The 19,357-nt window shown below is 67.4% G+C and carries 12 protein-coding genes; 9 read left to right on the top strand and 3 right to left on the bottom strand.

Annotated elements, in window-relative coordinates; genetic code table 11:
• Positions 1-4 precede the first annotated feature (4 nt).
• The 8 genes from ACJH6H_RS00060 (at position 5) to ACJH6H_RS00025 (ending at position 15,370) form a co-directional block, all read left to right on the top strand.
• A complete protein-coding gene (locus ACJH6H_RS00060) occupies positions 5-784 on the top strand; it encodes a decaprenylphospho-beta-D-erythro-pentofuranosid-2-ulose 2-reductase (protein WP_064861198.1) in 780 nt (259 codons plus the stop codon).
• The gene (locus ACJH6H_RS00055) at positions 784-2,670 is read left to right on the top strand and encodes a galactan 5-O-arabinofuranosyltransferase (RefSeq protein WP_406773991.1); all 1,887 of its coding nucleotides are present in this window, start codon (positions 784-786) and stop codon (positions 2,668-2,670) included. Before ACJH6H_RS00060 ends, ACJH6H_RS00055 begins: the two co-directional genes overlap by 1 nt.
• An 11-nt stretch (positions 2,671-2,681) precedes the next feature.
• On the top strand, positions 2,682-5,879 hold the full coding sequence (locus ACJH6H_RS00050; protein ID WP_406773990.1) for an arabinosyltransferase domain-containing protein: 3,198 nt from the start codon (positions 2,682-2,684) through the stop codon (positions 5,877-5,879).
• A 307-nt stretch (positions 5,880-6,186) separates the two neighbouring features.
• Positions 6,187-9,441, top strand: coding sequence for an arabinosyltransferase domain-containing protein (locus tag ACJH6H_RS00045; protein WP_346415249.1), 3,255 nt, complete (start codon positions 6,187-6,189; stop codon positions 9,439-9,441).
• Positions 9,442-9,461: 20 nt separating this feature from the next.
• On the top strand, positions 9,462-12,656 hold the full coding sequence (locus ACJH6H_RS00040) for an arabinosyltransferase domain-containing protein (RefSeq protein ID WP_406773989.1): 3,195 nt from the start codon (positions 9,462-9,464) through the stop codon (positions 12,654-12,656).
• Positions 12,657-12,842: 186 nt separating this feature from the next.
• On the top strand, positions 12,843-13,643 hold the full coding sequence (locus tag ACJH6H_RS00035; RefSeq protein ID WP_406773988.1) for a DeoR/GlpR family DNA-binding transcription regulator: 801 nt from the start codon (positions 12,843-12,845) through the stop codon (positions 13,641-13,643).
• A gap of 78 nt (positions 13,644-13,721) precedes the next feature.
• Positions 13,722-14,975, top strand: a complete 1,254-nt coding sequence (gene glgC / locus ACJH6H_RS00030; RefSeq protein ID WP_406773987.1) for a glucose-1-phosphate adenylyltransferase — start codon at positions 13,722-13,724, stop codon at positions 14,973-14,975.
• A 38-nt stretch (positions 14,976-15,013) separates the two neighbouring features.
• The gene (locus tag ACJH6H_RS00025) at positions 15,014-15,370 is read left to right on the top strand and encodes a WhiB family transcriptional regulator (protein ID WP_371824588.1); all 357 of its coding nucleotides are present in this window, start codon (positions 15,014-15,016) and stop codon (positions 15,368-15,370) included.
• Between the two features lie 32 nt (positions 15,371-15,402).
• Here the strand turns inward: ACJH6H_RS00025 and ACJH6H_RS00020 are convergent, their stop codons facing one another.
• Positions 15,403-16,317 (bottom strand): LysR family transcriptional regulator, encoded by a 915-nt coding sequence (locus ACJH6H_RS00020; RefSeq protein ID WP_406773986.1) that lies wholly within the window; start codon positions 16,315-16,317, stop codon positions 15,403-15,405.
• A gap of 58 nt (positions 16,318-16,375) precedes the next feature.
• On the opposite strand from ACJH6H_RS00020, the gene ACJH6H_RS00015 reads away from it, so the two are divergent.
• Positions 16,376-17,140 carry an SDR family oxidoreductase gene (locus tag ACJH6H_RS00015; protein ID WP_406773985.1) on the top strand — a complete coding sequence of 255 codons (765 nt, stop codon included), beginning with the start codon at positions 16,376-16,378 and terminating at the stop codon, positions 17,138-17,140.
• 13 nt (positions 17,141-17,153) lie between these two features.
• On the opposite strand, the gene ACJH6H_RS00010 is transcribed toward ACJH6H_RS00015, so the two are convergent.
• Together ACJH6H_RS00010 and ACJH6H_RS00005 are read right to left on the bottom strand one after the other, a co-directional pair.
• Positions 17,154-18,551, bottom strand: coding sequence for a nitrate/nitrite transporter (locus ACJH6H_RS00010; RefSeq protein ID WP_406773984.1), 1,398 nt, complete (start codon positions 18,549-18,551; stop codon positions 17,154-17,156).
• Between the two features lie 165 nt (positions 18,552-18,716).
• A partial coding sequence (locus ACJH6H_RS00005; RefSeq protein WP_406773983.1) for an IS30 family transposase occupies positions 18,717-19,357 on the bottom strand: 641 nt, incomplete at its 5' end.

Genomic DNA, 19,357 nt, shown 5'->3' with positions numbered 1-19,357 from the left:
CTCAGTGATTGACGCAACCGGCAACCCGCAGACCATTCTGCTGTTCGGCGGTACCTCGGAGATCGGCCTGGCCATCGTCGAGCGCTACCTCAAGAACGCCAAGGCCCGCGTGATCCTCGCCGACCTGCCCAACGCCCCCAAGCGCGACGCGGCCATCGCCCAGATCGAGGCGGCCGGCGCCAAGGAGGTTGTCTACCTCGACTTCGACGCGCTGGACACCAAGTCGCACCCGGCCGTCATCGAATCCGCTTGGGAACAGGGCGATGTCGACGTCGCCATCGTCGCGTTCGGTGTCCTGGGCGACGCCGAGGAACTGTGGCAGAACCAGTCCAAGGCCGTGCTGACCGCCCAGATCAACTACACCGCAGCGGTTTCCGTCGGCGTGCTGGTCGGCGACAAGATGAAGGCGCAGGGCTTCGGGCAGATCATCGCCATGTCGTCGGTCGCCGGCGAACGGGTTCGCCGCTCCAACTTCGTGTACGGCTCCACCAAGGCCGGCCTCGACGGCTTCTACCTGGGCCTCGGAGAAGCGTTGCGGGAGTTCGGGGTTCGCGTTCTGGTCATCCGCCCCGGCCAGGTGCGCACCACCACGACGCTGGAGCACTGGAAGGCCACCGGCGCCAAGGAGGCGCCGTTCACGGTCGACAAGGAGGACGTCGCCAACCAGGCCGTCGCTGCCGCCGCCAAGGGCAAGGAGCTCATCTGGGCGCCCAATCCGGTGCGCTACCTGATGGCCGTCATCCGGCACATCCCCCGGTCGATCTTCCGCAAACTCCCGCTCTGATGCGCAGCGCGCTGGCCGCAAGCGCCAGGGTGAGCGGCCAGATGCTGGCCGCCATGGCACTGGCGGTGATCATCGCGGTCATTGCGCTGCAAGCAATCGCGCGCGTGCAATGGCCGGCGTTCAACTCGTCGAACCAGTTGCATGCCCTGACCACCGCCGGCCAGTGCGCCGTGCTCATCGGGCTACTGCTCGCGGGGTGGGCGTGGCGCCGCGGCTGGCGCAAGAGCGCCAAGGTCGCGGCCACGTCGCTCCTGGCGGCGTTCTCGGTCGTCACCCTCGGCATGCCGTTGGGCGCGACGAAGCTGTACCTGTTCGGCATCTCGGTCGACCAGCAGTTCCGCACCGAGTACCTGACGCGGCTCACGGATACCGCTGTGCCGCACGACATGACGTACCTGGGTCTGCCGCCGTACTACCCGTCGGGCTGGTTCTGGCTCGGCGGCCGGGCGGCCGCGCTGACCGGCACGCCGGCGTGGGAGATGTTCAAGCCGTGGGCGATCGTCACGATCACCGCGGCGATCGTGGCCGCATTCGTGTTGTGGACGGCCATGATTCGCTTCGAGTACGCCCTGGCGGTGACGACGGCCACCGCGGCCGTCACGCTGGCGTACTCCTCCACCGAGCCCTACTCGGCCGTCCTCGTCGTCATGCTGCCGCCGGTGTTCGTGCTGGCGTGGTCGGGGCTCAAGGCTTCCTCGCCGGAGGCGAGCGATGGCGGACGCCGCGGCTGGGCCGCGATCATCGGCACGGGGATTTTCCTCGGCATCGCCGCGCTGTTCTACACCTTGTTGTTCGGCTACGCGGCGTTCACTCTCACGCTGATGGCGCTGCTGCTCGCGGTGTCCCGGCGCCAACTGCAGCCGCTGATCCGGGTGGCCGTCATCGCCGTGATCTCCGGCGTCATCGCCGCCATCCACTGGGCGCCGTACTACCTCGCCTTGCTCAAGGGGCACCCCGCCGACAAGGGCACCGCGCAGCACTACCTGCCGATGGCCGGCGCGCAGCTGACCTTCCCGATGCTCGACGCCACCCTGCTGGGCGTCATGTGCCTCGTCGGCACGCTGTGGCTGGTGGTCAAGGGCCGCAGCTCGACACGCGCTGCCGCGCTGGGCATGGCGGTCGTGTCGGTGTACGCGTGGTCGCTGCTGTCGATGCTGGCCACCCTGGCCCGCACCACGCTGCTGTCATTCCGGCTGCAGCCCACCCTGCTGGTGCTGCTCGTCGCGGCCGGCACCTTCGGCTTCCTGGAGGCCGCCCGCGCGCTGGCGAACCGCTACGCGCAGCCGACCACCAACCGGATCATCGCGGTGGCCGCCGTCATCGGCGCGATCGGCGCGGTGTCGTTCAGTCAGGCGATCCCGGACATCCTGCGGGCCGACATCGCCGTCGCCTACACCGACACCGACGGCTCCGGCCAGCGCGCCGACCGTCGTCCCCCGGGCTCCGAGCGGTACTACCAGGAGATCGACCGCAAGATCACGGCGGCGACGGGCAAGCCCCGCAACGAGACCGTCGTGATGACCGCGGACTACAGCTTCCTGTCCTACTACCCCTACTACGGATTCCAGGGGCTGACGTCGCACTACGCGAACCCGCTGGCACAGTTCAAGGAACGCTCCGGCGCCATCGAGAGCTGGGCGACCATGACCAACCCCGACGACTTCGCCAAGGCCCTCGACACGCTGCCCTGGCCGGCGCCGACGGTGTTCCTGATGCGCCACGGCGGCACCGGCACCTACACGCTGCGACTGGCCGAGGACGTCTACCCCAACCAGCCCAACGTGCGCCGCTACCAGGTGGCACTCGACGAGCGACTGTTCGACAGCAAGCACTGGCAGGTCACAGATATCGGCCCGTTCGTGCTGGCCATCCGTAGCGGCCACTAACATCTAGCCCCGTGGCCGGGGAACCTGAGGTAGAGCGCAATCACCGCACAGCGCGGTGGATCGCGATCGTGGCCGGACTGCTCGGCGCGTTCCTGGCGATGGCGACGCCGCTACTACCGGTCACCCAGACCACTGCGCAGCTGAACTGGCCGCAGGCGGGCGTCCTCAAGAGCGTCGACGCACCGCTCATCGGCTACGTGGCCACCGACCTCGACATCACCATCCCGTGCTCGGCGGCGGCCGGCCTCACCGGTCCCGCCACGGTGCTGATGTCCACAGTGCCCAAGCAGGCACCCAAGGCCGTCGACCGCGGCCTGCTGATCGAGCGCGTCGGCGGCGACCTGCTGGTGATCGTGCGCAACACCCCGGTCGTCAGCGCGCCGCTGACGCAGGTGCTCAGCCCCGCGTGCAAGGAGCTGAAGTTCACCGCGCACGCCGACAAGGTCACCGGCGAGATCGTCGGCCTGGTGCAGGGCCCGAAGGACAAGAACCCGGGCAAGCCGGTGCGCGGCGAGCTCAGCGGCTATGACTTCCGCCCGCAGATCGTCGGCGTCTTCACCGACCTGTCCGGCGCGGCTCCGCCAGGGCTGTCGTTCTCGGCGACCATCGATTCGCGCTACAGCACGTCCCCGACCCTGCTGAAGATGCTCGCAATGATCTTCGGCGTGGTGCTGACCGTCGTCGCACTGGGCGCCCTCCACGTGCTGGACCGTGCCGACGGCGTCCCGCACAAGCGGTTCCTGCCGTCGCGCTGGTGGTCGGTGAAGCCACTGGACGGTGTCGTGATCACGACGCTGGTGTGGTGGCACTTCGTGGGTGCCAACACCTCCGACGACGGCTACATCCTCACCATGGCCCGGGTCTCCGAGCACGCCGGCTACATGGCCAACTACTACCGCTGGTTCGGCACCCCCGAAGCGCCGTTCGGCTGGTACTACGACCTGCTGGCGCTCTGGGCGCACGTCTCCACGTCGAGCGTCTGGATGCGCCTGCCCACGCTCCTGATGGCCCTGGCGTGCTGGTGGGTGATCAGCCGTGAAGTGCTCCCCCGGCTCGGCCAGGCCGTCAAAAACAGCCGCGCCGCCGCCTGGACCGCCGCGGGCATGTTCCTGGCGTTCTGGCTGCCGCTGAACAACGGCATCCGGCCGGAACCCATCATCGCGCTCGGCATCCTGCTGACCTGGTGCTCGGTGGAACGCGGAGTGGCGACCAGCCGGCTGTTGCCGGTGGCCATCGCCATCATCATCGGAGCCCTGACGTTGTTCTCGGGCCCGACCGGTATCGCCGCGATCGGCGCCCTGCTGGTCGCCGTCGGTCCGCTGAAAACGATTGTGGCGCGGCATACTTCGCGCTTCGGTTATCTGGCTCTCCTGGCGCCGATCCTCGCCGCGGGCACGGTGACGGCCATCCTGATCTTCCGCGACCAGACGCTGGCCGCCGCGCTCGACGCCAGCTCGTTCAAGACCACCGTCGGCCCCGCGCTGAGCTGGTTCGACGAACACATCCGCTACGAGCGGTTGTTCACCACCAGCCCCGACGGTTCGGTGGCCCGCCGGTTCGCGGTGCTGACGCTGCTGCTGGCACTGGCCGTCTCGCTGGCAATGTCGTTGCGCAAGGGGCGAATTCCGGGCACTGCCGCCGGGCCGGCCCGCCGCATCGTCGGCATCACGATCATCTCGTTCCTGGCCATGATGTTCACGCCCACCAAGTGGACGCACCACTTCGGTGTATTCGCCGGGCTCGCAGGGTCTTTGGGCGCGCTGGCCGCTATCGCGGTCGGCACCGCCGCCATGCGATCACGCCGCAACCGGGCGATGTTCGCCGCGACCGTGCTGTTCGTGATGGCGCTGTCGTTCGCCACCGTGAACGGCTGGTGGTACGTCTCCAACTTCGGTGTGCCGTGGTCGAATCAGTTCCCCGAGTGGCACTTCGGCTTCACCACGTTCCTGTTCGGCCTGTCGTTCCTGACCCTGCTGTGGGCGGCGTGGCTGCACTTCTACGACCACGATCCCGAGAGACCGGTGAGTCGCCGGATTCCGCAGGCGCCGTTGGCAATTGCGTCGTGGATCATCGTGCTGTTCGAAGTGCTGTCACTGACCCTCGGGATGACGCAGCAGTGGCCGGCCTGGTCCGTCGGCCGCTCGAACCTGCAGGCGCTGACCGGCAAGACCTGCGGCCTGGCCGACGACGTCATGGTCGAGCAGGACACCAACGCCGGCAAGCTCGTCCCCCAGTCCGGGACGGTCGGCGACGCCCTCGGTGCCGGCAGCGCAGAAGGCTTCACCCCCAACGGAATTCCCGCCGACGTCTCCGCGGACCCCGTCATGGAACCGCCCGGTGGCACCAACTTCGCCGACAGCGACGGTGGCCCGATCAGCGGCGCCGAGCCGGGCACCGAAGGCGGCACCACCGCCGGGATGGGCGTCAACGGCTCGCGGGCCAAGCTCCCGTACAACTTGGACCCGGCCACCACCCCGGTGCTGGGCAGCTGGCGCCCCGGCGTGCAGATTCCGGCGCGGATGCGCTCGGGCTGGTACCGGCTACCCCAGCGCGATCAGGCCGGACCGCTGCTCGTCGTCGCCGCCGCGGGCCGCTTCAACCAGGGCGAGGTCCGCGTCGAGTACGCCAACGATGCCCAGGCCGCGGCCGGCAAGATCGCCGGGGCCGTCGGCTTCGCCGACGTCGGTGCCGCACCCGCCTGGCGCAACCTGCGCGCCCCGATGGCCGCGATCCCGCCCGACGCCACCCTGATCCGCATCGTCGCGACCGACGACGACCTCGCGCCGCAGCATTGGATCGCCCTGACCCCGCCGCGCATCCCGAAGCTGCGCACCCTGCAGGACGTCGTCGGCTCCAAGGATCCGGTGATGCTGGACTGGCTCGTCGGCCTGGCGTTCCCATGCCAGCGCCCGTTCGGCCACGACAACGGCGTCACCGAGGTGCCCAAGTGGCGCATCCTGCCGGACCGCTTCGGCGCCGAGGCCAACTCGCCCGTCATGGACTACCTCGGCGGCGGGCCGCTGGGCATCACCGAGCTGCTGTTCAAGGCCACCCCGGTGCCGACGTATCTGAAGGACGACTGGTTCCGCGACTGGGGCTCACTGCAGCAGTTCACGCAGTACTACCCCGACGCGCAGCCGGCCCAGATCGACCTCGGGAAGGCCACGCGCAGCGGGCTGTGGGCCCCGGCGCCGCTGCGGCACTCGTAGTCAGTGGCCGCCGGATGGCCGCCGGGCGTGTCGGCTCTGCTGCCACATGTTTGAGCTGTCCCGGGAGCGAGCACGCCATTCCTGACCAGGTGGCGGTGAACCGGCCCAGAAATCGCCGTGCCGTCAGTCTCGCCGCCGACATATTTGTCGCGATCGTGCGCACCCGGAAGTGGCGCACGACAAGTACGCCGTCCGGCTGTCTGCCCAGGGCAGCAAGCTCTATTGAGGGTCACATTCCGGCCAACTAGCTCGACATTCCCCGTCAGTGGCCCAGGCCACATATAACTGTCGCCTAGTCTTGAGCCTCGTGCCTGCCAGGACTGCCCGTCTCGTCGCGATCATCGCGGGCCTTGCCGGTCTGCTGCTCTGCGCGCTGACCCCACTGCTGCCCGTCAAGCAGACGACCGCGACCATCTTGTGGCCCCAGGCCCCCGGTGCCAGCGGAAACGTCTCCGATCTCACCGCCCCGCTGGTGTCGGGTGCGCCGCTGGCGCTGGATGTCTCCATCCCGTGCTCGGCCATCGCCACCGTGCCGGCGGCCGGTGGTCTGGTGTTCTCGACGATCCCACCGGACGGCATCGACGCCAGCCGCAACGGCCTGTTCGTGCGCGCCAACGCCGCGGACGTCGTCGTCGCTTTCCGGGACACCGTCGCCGCGGTCGCCAAGCGGTCCGACATCGCCGCCGGGAAGTGCAGCAACCTGCATCTCTGGGCGACCAACGGCGGCGTCGGCGCCGACTTCATCGGCCTGCCGGGAGCCGCCGGCACCGGCAGTGTGGAGAAGAAGCCCCAGGTGGCCGGCATCTTCACCGGCCTCAAGGTGCCCGCACAGCCCGGCTTGTCCGCGCGCGTCGACGTCGACACCCGGTTCATCGTGGTCCCGACGTTCGTGAAGTCGGCCGCCATGGCGCTCGGTGTGCTGCTGACGCTGGTCTCGATCGCCGCGCTGGCACTGCTGGACCGCCTGGACGGCCGCCGTGTGCACGACGGCTGGCAGCGCTTCTGGAAGGTCAGCCGCTGGCACTGGCTCGCGGACATCGCGGTGTTCGCCGGCCTCGGAGGCTGGCACCTGATCGGCGCCATCTCCTCCGACGACGGCTACAACCTGACCATCGCGCGGGTCTCCAGCCAGGCCGGCTATGTCGCCAACTACTACCGCTACTTCGGCACCTCCGAGGCGCCGTTCGACTGGTACCAGTCGGTGCTCGCCCATATGGCGAGCATCAGCACCGCCGGCGTGTGGATGCGGCTGCCCGCACTGCTGGCCGGCATCGCGACCTGGACGCTGCTGTCTCGCTGGGTGCTGCCGCGGCTCGGCCCCGGCGCCCGCGGGGTGTCGTCGAACGCAATCGCGATCTGGACCGCGGCGGCTGTCTTCCTGGCGGCCTGGTACCCGTTCAACAACGGCCTGCGCCCCGAGCCGCTGATCGCCTTCGGTGTCATCGCGACCTGGGTTCTCATCGAGTACGCCATCGCCACCCGGCGCCTGGCGCCCGCGGCGGTCGCGATCATCGTGGCGGCGTTCACCGCGACGACGGCGCCGCAGGGCCTGATCGCGCTGGCCCCGCTGCTCGTCGGCGCCCGCGCGCTGGTCCGCACGGTCCGCAGCCGCCGGGCCGGGACGGGCCTGCTGGCCCCGATCGCGACGCTGGCCGCCTCGGCGTCGCTGATCCTGACGGTGATCTTCCGGAACCAGACCCTGGCGACCGTGGCCGAGTCGGCGCGCATCAAGTACACCGTCGGCCCGACCATCTCCTGGTACCAGGAATTCCTGCGCTACTACTTCCTCACGGTCGAAGACAGCGTCGACAGCTCCATGACCCGCCGCTTCTCCGTGCTGATCCTGCTGCTGTGCCTGTTCGCCACCCTCGCCCTCCTGCTGCGCAAAGGCCGGGTCCCCGGCCTGGCCAGCGGTCCGGTGTGGCGCCTGCTCGGCAGCACCATGCTCGGCCTGCTGCTCCTGCACTTCACCCCGACCAAGTGGGCCGTGCAGTTCGGTGCGTTCGCGGGCCTCTCCGGTGCGTTCGGGGCGATCATCGCCTTCGCGTTCGCGACGGTCGGGCTGCACAGCCGGCGGAACCTGGCGCTGTACGTGACGGCACTGCTGTTCGTGCTGGCCTGGGCGACGTCCGGGATCAACGGCTGGTTCTACGTCGGCAACTACGGCGTGCCGTGGTTCGACCGGCAGCCCGTGCTGGCCGGCCACCCCGTCACCTCGATGTTCCTGGTGCTGGCGATCATCTCCGCCCTGCTTGCGGGCTGGCTGCACTTCCGCATCGACTACGCCGGGCACACCGAGGTCGCGGAGACCCGCCGCAACCGGGCGCTGGCGTCGACGCCGCTGCTGATCGTCGCGGTGATCATGGTCGTGCTCGAGGTCGGCTCGATGGCCAAGGGCTTCGTGCAGCGCTACCCGCAGTACACGACCGCGCGGGCCAACCTGGATGCGCTCGGGTTGTCCGACAAGAGCTGCGCGATGGCCAACGACGTGCTGGTCGAAGCCGACACCAATGCCGGCACGCTGCAGCCGGTGCCCGGCCAGACGTGGGGCAAGTACGGACCGCTGGGCGGCGAGAACCCCGTCGGCTTCACGCCGAACGGGATCAGCGACTCGCTCGCACCGCCGCATCCGGTGGTCGCGAACCCCGGCACCGTGAACTCCGACGGGTCGCCCAACAAGCCCAACGTCGGCGTCGCCTTCGCGGCCGGCACCGGTGGCGGCTACGGCCCGACGGGTGTCAACGGCTCCAACGTGTTCCTGCCGTTCGGCCTGGACCCCGCCCGCACCCCGGTGATGGGCAGCTTCAAGGAGAACGGCGTCGCCGCCAAGGCCACCTCCGCCTGGTACCAACTGCCGCCGCGCAGTGCGGACCGGCCGCTCGTGACCGTCGCCGCGGCCGGTGCCATCTGGTACTACGACGAAGAGCACGAGTTCCACTACGGCCAGTCGCTCAAGCTCCAGTGGGGCGTGCACCGGCCGGACGGCAGCTACCAGGCCCTCGCCGAGGTGCAGCCCATCGACACCTTCGCCCAATATGCTTGGCGCAACCTGCGATTCCCGCTCGCGTGGGCACCGCCGGAGGCCAACGTCGCCCGCATCGTGGCCGACGATCCGAACCTGTCGGAGGACCAGTGGTTCGGGTTCACGCCGCCGCGGGTCCCGACGCTGCAGACCGCGCAGCAGTTCCTGGGTTCGCAGACGCCGATCCTCATGGACATCGCCACCGCCGCGAACTTCCCGTGCCAGCGCCCGTTCTCCGAGCATCTCGGTGTCGCGGAGCTGCCGCAGTACCGCATCCTGCCCAACACCAAGCAGGTCGTGGTGTCGTCGAACATGTGGCAGTCCGCGCAGAAGGGTGGCCCGTTCCTGTTCATCCAGGCGCTGTTGCGCACGTCGACCATCCCCACCTACCTGCGCAATGACTGGTACCGAGATTGGGGCTCCATCGAACGGTACGACCCGGTGGTGCCGCCGTCAGTGGCGCCGCCCGCAGCGATTGACCAAGGCACCATGACCGTCAACGGCTGGAGCCGCCGCGGCCCGATCAGGGCCCTGCCATGAAGCCCGATCAGGGTCTTCCGATGACCGGGACGGGAATGAACGCACAGCAAGTCAAGGTCACCCGGTGGGTGGCCATCGTCGCGGGCCTGATCGGCTTCGTGCTGTCGGCACTGACGCCGCTGCTGCCGGTGGTACAGACGACAGCGCAGCTGAACTGGCCGCAGCAGGGCCAGTTCGGCAACGTGACGGCGCCGCTGATCTCGCAGACGCCGGTGACGATGACGGCGACCATCCCCTGCGACGTGCTGCAGACGCTGCCGCCCTCGGGCGGGCTGGTGTTCGGCACGGTACCCAAGGACGGCAAGCAGGCCGCACTGAACGGCCTGCTGGTCAACGTGTCCAGCAGCCGCGTCGACATCACCGACCGCAACGTGGTGATCGCCAGCGTGCCGCGGCTGAAAGCCATTGGTAATCCCGGTTGTTCGCGCATCGAGATCATCTCCGACAAGAACGGCACCTTCGCGACGTTCGTCGGGCTGACCGGCACCGACGGCAAGGAACTGCGCACCGGGTTCGCCGACCCGAACCTGCGGCCCACCGTCGTCGGCATCTTCACCGACCTCAAGGGCGCTGCTCCGCAGGGACTTTCGGTGTCCGCCACCATCGACACCCGGTTCATCAACCGGCCGACCATCATCAAGTACACCGCCATGTTCGGCGGCATCGCGGCGACCATCGTTGCGCTGCTGGCACTTTGGCGGCTGGACCGCCTCGACGGCCGTCGCATGCAGCGCCTCATCCCGAGCCGCTGGCGGACCTTCAACATCGTCGACGGCGTCGTGATCGGCGGGTTCCTGCTGTGGCATGTGCTGGGCGCCGGGTCATCTGACGACGGCTACATCCTGGGCATGGCGCGCGTCGCGCCGCATGCGCAGTACATGATCAACTACTTCCGCTGGTTCGGTAGCCCCGAGGATCCGTTCGGCTGGTACTACAACGTGCTGGCCCTGATGACGCACGTCAGCGACGCCAGCATCTGGATCCGCCTGCCGGACTTGATCTGTGCGCTGATCTGCTGGCTGTTGCTGTCCCGCGAGGTGCTCCCCCGCCTCGGACCCGCAGTCGTGGGCAGCAAGGCCGCCATGTGGGCCGCGGGCCTGGTCCTGATGGCCGCGTGGATGCCGTTCGACAACGGCCTGCGCCCCGAAGGCCAGATCGCCACCGGCGCCCTGATCACCTACGTCCTGATCGAACGTGCCATCGGCACCAGCCGGCTGACCCCGGCGGCGCTCGCCATCATCAGTGCGGCGTTCACCCTCGGGATCCAGCCGACCGGCCTGATCGCCGTGGCGGCGCTGCTCGCCGGTGGCCGACCGATTCTGCGCATCCTGGTGAAGCGGCGCCGCGAGGTCGGCACCTGGCCGCTGGTGCTCCCACTGCTGGCCGCCGGTTTCGTCGTCCTCACCGTGGTGTTCGTCAACCAGACCGCGGCAGGCGTGTTGGAGGCCACCAGGATTCGCACCGCGATCGGCCCGAGCCAGGCCTGGTACACCGAGAACCTGCGGTACTACTACCTGTTCCTGCCGACGGTCGACGGCTCGATGACCCGGCGCTTCGGCTTCCTGTTGACCGCGCTGAGCCTGTTCACGTCGATGTTCATGATCCTGCGGCGCAAGCGGGTTCCCGGTATCGCCCGCGGACCGGTGTGGCGCCTGATGGGCATCATCTTCGCCACCATGTTCTGCCTGATGTTCACCCCCACCAAGTGGGTGCACCACTTCGGCCTGTTCGCGGCCGTGGGCGCCGCGATGGCCGCGGTGGCCACCGTGCTGGTGTCGCGGTCGGTACTGAAGTCGGCGCGCAACCGCATGGCCGTCACCTCGGCGGTGCTGTTCCTGCTGGCGCTGGTTTCGGCCACCACCAACGGCTGGTGGTACGTGTCCAGTTACGGCGTGCCGTTCAACAACGACATGGTCGCTGTCGGCGGAATCAAGCTCAGCACAATCTTTTTGGCGCTGTTCGTAATCACCGCGGTGTGGGCGTTCTGGCTGCACTTCAATAGCGACCGTCCCGAAGGCCGCCTCACCCGGCTGGTCACGGCGGCCCCGATTCCCCTGGCCGCCGCGTTCATGGTGGTGGTGTGCGTGGCATCGATGGCGATCGGTGCGGTGCGCGAGTACCCGACGTACTCGAACCTGGCGAGCAATCTGCGCGCGCTGAAGGGCGGCTGCGGACTGGCCGACAACGTGCTGGTCGAGCCGGATTCGAACGCCGGTTTCCTGACGCCGCAGCCCGGTGAGTACGGGCTGCTCGGCGCGCTGGGCGGCGTGGGCCCCGTCGGCTTCACCCCCAATGGCGTGCCGGATCGTATTGTCGCCGAGGCAATTCGGCAGGACTTCCCGATGCCGGGCACCGACGCGGACTGGGACGCCGCGACGAAGCTCAAGACACCGGGCATCAACGGTTCGACGGTGCCGCTGCCCTACGGCTTGGATCCCGCGCGGGTGCCGGTCGCCGGCACGTACATCACCGGCCCACACTCGCAGGCCAAGCTGACGTCGGCCTGGTACGGCCTGCCGGCCGCCGATGCCGCGCATCCGCTCGTGGTCGTCACGGCCGCCGGCACCATCACCGGCTACAGCTCGCTCAAGGGCCGCACCGAGGGTCAGACCGTCGAGCTGGAGTACGGCCGCACCGGCCCCGACGGGCACCCCGTCGGCGGCGGACGCGTCGCACCCTACGACATCGGCCCCACCCCGTCGTGGCGCAACCTGCGCTTCGACCGTCGCGAGATTCCGGCCGACGCCACCTACGTCCGTGTTGTGGCGGTGAACCTTTCGCTCAACGAGGGTGACTGGATCGCCGTCACCCCGCCGCGCGTGCCCGAGCTCAAGACCGTCGAGCAGTTCATCGGCAAGACCCAGCCGGTGCTGATGGACTGGGCTGTCGGCCTGGCGTTCCCGTGCCAGCAGCCGATGCTGGTGCGCAACGGCGTGACCGAGGTGCCGAAGTTCCGCATCACACCGGACTACACCGCCAAGAAGCAGGACACCGACACCTGGCAGGACGGCATCAACGGCGGCCTGCTGGGCATCACCGACGTGCTGCTGAAGGCCCACGTGATGTCGACGTACCTGTCCGACGACTGGGGCCGGGACTGGGGCTCGCTGCGTCAGTTCACGACCGTCGTCGACGCGACGACGGCCGAGCTGGACCTGGGCACCGCGGTCCACAGCGGGCTGTGGTCACCGGGGAAGATGCGGATCAAGCCTTAGCGCACTGCGCCGAATGGCCGGTTGGCACACGCCTTCGTCTGAAAGTTGTGTGCCGACCGGCCATTCGGCGTTTGTGGGCATGGGCGCCTGGTGGGGGTGCCAGGGCGCCCTTGACAGAATCCCAATTAAACACAATTATTAGCAATCAAATCCAAGTGGTGCAGGTCACAAGTCAAGGGAGGTGTAGTGGCAGCCACAGGACCCGCTCCCCGCGATGCTGCGGGCGCTCTCTACGCCGACCAGCGCAAACAGCAGCTACTCGAGATGCTTCGCCGCGATGGTCGCATCGACGCCGCCCGGACGGCGTCTGAGCTCGGCGTGACGGGCGAGACCATCCGCAAGGACCTCATCCTGCTGGAGCGCCAAGGCCTGTTGCGGCGGGTGCACGGTGGCGCGGTACGCGTCGACTACCTCTCCTACGAGCCTGCCGTCGAGACCCGGACCGAGTTCCTCGCCGAGAAGGCCCGCATCGCCAAGGCCGCGCTCGCACATCTTCCGGAACGTGGATCGGTTCTGATCGACGCCGGGTCCACCACCGCGCAGCTGGTCGAGCAGTTTCCCGGCGACCGCGAACTCACCGTGTACACCAACTCGTTGACGCAGGCACTGACCCTGCTCAACCGACCACTGCTGACGGTCTACACATTGGGCGGCAGGGTCCGGTCGAAAACCTTTGCCGAGGTGGATGATTGGGCGGCCCGCGCGCTCGCCGAGATCAACGTCGACGTCGCCTTCCTGGGCGCCAACGGCATCAGCATCGACCGCGGGCTCACCACCCCCGCTCCGTCTGAAGCCGCCGTGAAGCGACGCATGCTCGCGTGCGCACACCGCCGAATCCTGCTCGCCGACCACAGCAAGTTCGGGGCCGTCAGCGGCGCCCAGTACGGCCGGCTGGAAGACATCCAGCTGCTGATCACCGACACCGGCGTCGACAGCCGGCAACTCTCCGAGCTCTCCGCCGCCGGCGTGACCGTGGAGCAGGCGTGATATCTGCCGCCAACGCAACAACTTTCGCCAATCCATGAGTTCACCAGCCGTCGCCCGCTGCCCAGAAGGAGAATGCACATGGCCGATCCGAAAATCCTCGGTCTGGTCCTGGCCGGAGGCGAAGGCAAACGGCTGTCCCCACTGACACTCGACCGGGCCAAGCCCGCGGTGCCGTTCGCCGGACTGTACCGACTCGTCGACTTCGCGCTCTCGAACCTGGTCAACGCCGGTGTACTGCGGATCGCCGTCCTCACGCAGTACAAGAGCCACAGCCTCGATCGCCACATCACCACGACGTGGCGAATGAGCAGCCTGCTCGGCAACTACGTGACCCCCGTACCTGCCCAACAGCGTCTGGGCCCGCAGTGGTACACGGGTTCGGCCAACGCCATCCACCAGTCACTGAACCTCATTCACGACGAAAAGCCCGATCTGGTGGTGGTTTTCGGCGCCGATCACGTGTACCGCATGGACCCGCGGCAGATGATCAAGCAGCACCTAGACGGTGGCGCCGGCGCCACCGTCGCCGGCATCCGAGTGCCGCGTGGCGAGGCGAGTGCCTTCGGCGTCATCAAAACCGCAGCCGACGGACGGCAGGTCGAGGCGTTCCTGGAGAAACCCAGCGACCCGCCGGGCCTACCCGACGCCCCCGACGAATCGTTCGTCTCGATGGGCAACTATGTCTTCTCGACCGAGGTACTCATCGATGCGCTACATGCCGACGCCGCCGACGAGTTCAGCAAGCACGACATGGGTGGCGACATCATGCCGATGATGGTCGAACAGGGCCGCGCCCAGGTCTACGACTTTCAGAGCAACCAGGTCCCGGGCACCCATGCCGAGAACAGCGGTTACTGGCGCGACGTCGGAACGTTGGACTCCTACTACGACTCCCACATGGACCTGTGCGCCGTGGTCCCGGCTTTCGACTTGTACAACAGCGCGTGGCCGATCCTGACGCACATTCCGCCCCACCCACCAGCGAAGTTCGTCCACGATGACGGTGACCGGGTCGGCCGCGCCGTCAACAGCGTCATCTCCAACGGCGTGATCATCTCCGGCGCGCTGGTCCGAGAATCGGTCCTGTCACCTGGTGTTCGCGTCGAGGAGCACGCCACGGTGGACCGCTCGGTGATCTTGGACAACACCGTGATCGGCGCACATGCCTTGGTCCGCAACGCCATTGTCGACAAGAACGTCGTGATTCCGCCTGGCGCCGAGGTCGGCGTCGACAAGGAGCATGACAGGGCACGCGGCTTCGTCATCTCCGACGGCGGGGTGACGGTCGTCGGTAAAGGCCAACGGGTCACCGCACGACCAACAACCGAGTAGGAAGCACGAGGTAGAACATGATCGGGAAGCGAACCGCGTTGCCACTGCCCGCACCGGCGATCCGGCCGGTGGCCGACGAATGGGAATGGCAGGAGTCTGCCCGTTGCCGCTCAATGGATTCCAGCGTCTTCTTTCACCCCGACAACGAGCGGGGCCGGGCGCGCAGACAACGCGAACAACGCGCCAAAGAGATTTGTCGCCAATGCCCGGTGAAGGCCCCGTGCGCCGCCTTTGCACTGCTGTCCGGCGAGCCGTACGGCATCTGGGGTGGCGTATCTGAATCCGAACGTCTTGCTGCGCTGGGTATTTCAGATCCGCGCGCGGCCGGAAACCTGAGTACGTCGAAGCGCCGGGAGGCCCGGCGCGCCGGACTGGCTGCCGCGAGCGGTGAATAGCAATCGCACCACACCGCCGGGAAGCACTGAACTCACTCGTGGTCGATGACGGCACTGCGCACGCACTCCCGCAGCCACTGGTGGCGACGATCGAGTTCGAACGCAGGATGCCAGATCATTCGGTAGGGCATCGTCGCGATCTCGGCCGGCGCGGGCAGCAGGCGTAGTTCAGAGCCGGCGATCCAAGCGTCGACAAATCGACCGGGAAGTGTTGCCACCAAATCGGTTCCATGCAGCATCGGAAGCGTCGCGGTGTGATACGGCACCGTGACCACCGCCCGGCGGCCCCTGCCCAGCTCCGCGATGCGGTAATCGATATCGGGCTGCACCCCATCCGCCACGTCCACGACCACGTGGCCGAACTCGAGATACTCCTCAAGCGTTATCGCGCCGCGCGCCGCCAGCGGATGCCCTTCGGATACAACGCACTTGAAGTGCTCGGTGACGAGCTGAGTGGCGTTCAGGTCATCCGGCGTGTGACCCCCGTAGAGACCCAGATCGACCGCGCCGCGGCGGATCTGATCCTCGATCCCGTCGGGGCGCCAGCTGCGGAAACGTATTGTCGTGTCAGGTGACTGCGAGCGGATCAGGCGTGCGATGGCAGGTCCGTAGGTGTGGACAGCGTAGTCACTCCCGGCGATGTGAACCGGCTGCGTTGACGCGCCGGGATCGAACTCCGCGGGCGCCAGGAGGGTTTCGAGCAGCGGTATCAGCGTGGTGAGCTGGCGGTGAATGTCCTCGGCACGGGCCGACAGCCGGAATCCGTCCGGATCGCGAACCAACAGCGGGTCATCGAGCAGTCTGCGCAGCCGCTGCAGGGCGCGGCTCATGGCAGGTTGGCTGAGCCCGATTCGGGACGCCGCGCGCGATACCTGCCGTTCCTCGAGCAGCGCGACCAATGGTGTCAGCAGATTCAAGTCTGCCCGCTCGGTATGCGTTGTGAGCATACTGAACATCATAGATATGCATGTGACAAATGGACGGCGCGCGAGCAGGCTTGGAGCCATGAAGATCTCCGGCAACACCATTTTCATCCCGGGTGCCACGAGCGGCATCGGGCTCGCGTTGGCAATCGCCTTGCGGGACAAAGGAAACAATGTCATCATCGGCGGCCGCCGCGAACAGCTGCTCCGCCAGATCACCGCCGAACATCCCGGGATCGATGCGGTCCGTATCGACACCGCGGACCCCGACAGCATCCAGGCCGTGGCCACTCAGGTGCTGACCGAGCATCCCGATCTGAACGTGGTGATCACCATGGCCGGGGTGATGAAGATCGAAGACTGGCACGCACCGGAGAGCTTCCTGGCTGCGGCAGAATCGACCATCACCACCAACGTGCTGGGCACGATCCGGCTCATCGCCGCATTCATCGAACATCTGCAGACCCAACCCGCTGCCACTGTCATCACCGTGTCGTCAGGCCTGGGATTCACCCCGCTGAAGGTGACTCCGAGCTACAACGCCTCCAAAGCTGCCATCCACCTGCTGACCGAGACGCTGCGGCTGCAATTCGCCGGTTCCTCGGTGGAATTCAAGGAACTCCAGCCGCCCGCGGTGCGGACCGACCTGGTGCCCGGGCAGCGCGACAGCGAGTGGGCCATGCCGCTCGAGCAGTTCGTGAGCGAAGTCATCGAGATCCTCGAGAACCAGCCGGCTGCCGATGAGATTCAGGTCGAGAACGTCAAGTTCTTACGCTATGCCGAAGTGCGCGGTGAGTACGACCATGCGGTGGCCGTTCTCAACTCGGCCGACCCGCACAGCAACTGACCGGACGGCCGACTCAGGCCACGCCGACCGCTTCGGCCGGCTGGGCGGGTTCGATCACAGGCAGCGGGGTCCGGATGTAGCGCGTCCAGGTCAGCGTCAGGGCGGCGATGTAGAAGGTGACGAACACCCAGAACGCCGCGGTGGCAGAACCACTGGACAGGTAGGACTGCCGCAACGCCAGGTTGATACCCACGCCTCCCAGCGCGCCGATGGCACCGGCGAAGCCGATGAGAGCGCCGGACATCCCGCGGGACCAGTTCTGCCGGTCGATCTTGCTGCCCACCACCGAGTGGCTGCGGGCCTCGAAGATCGACGGGATCATCTTGTACACCGAACCGTTGCCGATACCCGACAGGATGAACAGCGCGACGAAGCCGACGATGAAGCCGGTCAGGGTGGCCGCGTCGACGGCACCGCCAGTGTGGTCGTGGTAGGTCGACACCGAAATCAGCAGTGCGCCAAACACGATCATGCCGGCGAAGGCTGCCACGGTCACGCGAGCACCGCCGATGCGGTCGGCGAGCTTGCCGCCGTAGACCCGGGCCACCGAACCGAGCAGCGGACCCACGAACGCGATCTGAGCCGCGTGCAGCGCCGCCTGCGCGGCGCTCTGGCCACCGGCGACGAAGTTGATCTGCAGGACCTGGCTGAAGGCGAACGAGAAGCCGATGAACGAGCCGAACGTCCCGATGTACAGGAAAGCGATGCTCCAGGTGTCCGGCTCGGTCAGGATGGCACGCATCGCTCCGGAGTCGATTCGGTGCTGTGCAAGGTTGTTCATGTACAACGCGGCACCGATCGCGGCGACAGCCAACAGGACAAGGTAGATCGCGCACACCCAGTGGGGTGCGCGGTTGCCCGCGACGGCGATCACCAGCAGGCCCACCACCTGAATGGCCGGCACACCGAGATTGCCTCCGCCGGCGTTGATTCCGAGCGCCCAGCCCTTGAGTCGCTGCGGGTAGAACGCGTTGATGTTGGTCATCGACGACGCGAAGTTGCCACCACCGAGACCGGCGAGCGCCGCACACACGAGGTACGGCCACAACGGAAGCCCCGGATGCGACAGCAGCCACATGCTGCCCAGTGTCGGAATGAAGAGCACGAGCGCGGAGAAGACGGTCCAGTTGCGGCCACCGAAGGTCGCGGTCGCCATCGTGTACGGGATGCGCAGGCAGCCACCCACGAGAGTCGCGGTGGCGGCCAGCAGGAACTTGTCCCCGGCGGTGAAGCCGTACACGGACTGCGGCATGAACAACACCATGACCGACCACATGGTCCAGACCGAGAGCCCGATGTGCTCCGCGATCACCGACCAGATCAGGTTCCGCCGGGCGACATTCTTGTTACCGGCCTCCCAGGCAACGATGTCTTCGGGGTCCCAGTCAGTAATGGTTCGAGATCGAAACATGTTGCAAACCTAGAGTTTTCATGTTTCCCGGAGGCTCCGAGCGATGACCCGGCGGTGACAATTCACTCACCCGCAGGCGGGTCATCGTGTGAGGCGTCTCCGACGCCGAACGTGAAGTAGATGACCAAGATTCGGCCTCAAAGTCAATCGATTAGTGCAACGTGGCTAGGCGGCTTGGTTCAAGAGCGCGGCTAGGCGTTGGGCTGGGGTGTCCAGATCGAGGGTGGGTCGGGGACGCTTGTTGAGGGTGTCCTGGATACGGGTGAGGTCGGCTTTGGTGTGCACGCTCAGGTCGGTGCCTTTTTCGAACCAGAACCGCAGCAGCCGGTTGGTGTTCTCGTTGCTCCCGCGCTGCCAGGGTGAGTGCGGATCGCAGAAGTAGACCGGCGCCTTGAGCGCCAGTTTGATGTCACGCCAGTTCGCCATCTCGCTGCCGCGGTCCCAGGTGATGCTGCGGCGCAGGTGTTCGGGCAGCTCACTCATCGCCGCGATCATCGCCGCGGCCACCGAGTCGGCGGTGTGATTGTCGGGTAGGTGCAACAAGATGGTGAACCGGGTGCTGCGTTCGACCAGGGTGCCGATCGCGCTGCCGCCGCGAGTACCCAGGATCAGGTCGCCTTCCCAATGTCCCGGCACGGCACGGTCATTGGCCTCGGCTGGCCGGTCACTGATGGTGAACACATCGGTGAACTTGCCGCGGCGTTCGGTGTGGTCGCGGGGCTTGCGGGTGGCCCGTTTGGTGGACAGGCACTTGTTCAGATCAGCGCGCAGTTGGCCACGGCCCTGCACGTAAAGGCACTGGTAGA

This window comes from Mycobacterium sp. SMC-21, assembly GCF_045310825.1.
In the GTDB taxonomy this organism is placed as follows: Bacteria; Actinomycetota; Actinomycetes; order Mycobacteriales; family Mycobacteriaceae; genus Mycobacterium.
Note: the sequence above shows the minus strand (reverse complement) of the source record. Positions and strands in the feature narration are given on the sequence as shown.

Excerpts from the sequence above, each read along its gene's own strand:
- ACJH6H_RS00055 (WP_406773991.1), top strand. The coding sequence starts at position 784 with ATGCGCAGCGCGCTGGCCGCAAGCGCCAGGGTGAGCGGCCAGATGCTG.
- ACJH6H_RS00040 (WP_406773989.1), top strand. The coding sequence starts at position 9,462 with ATGACCGGGACGGGAATGAACGCACAGCAAGTCAAGGTCACCCGGTGG.
- glgC (WP_406773987.1), top strand. The coding sequence starts at position 13,722 with ATGGCCGATCCGAAAATCCTCGGTCTGGTCCTGGCCGGAGGCGAAGGC.
- ACJH6H_RS00020 (WP_406773986.1), bottom strand. The coding sequence starts at position 16,317 with ATGCTCACAACGCATACCGAGCGGGCAGACTTGAATCTGCTGACACCA.
- ACJH6H_RS00015 (WP_406773985.1), top strand. The coding sequence starts at position 16,376 with ATGAAGATCTCCGGCAACACCATTTTCATCCCGGGTGCCACGAGCGGC.
- ACJH6H_RS00010 (WP_406773984.1), bottom strand. The coding sequence starts at position 18,551 with ATGTTTCGATCTCGAACCATTACTGACTGGGACCCCGAAGACATCGTT.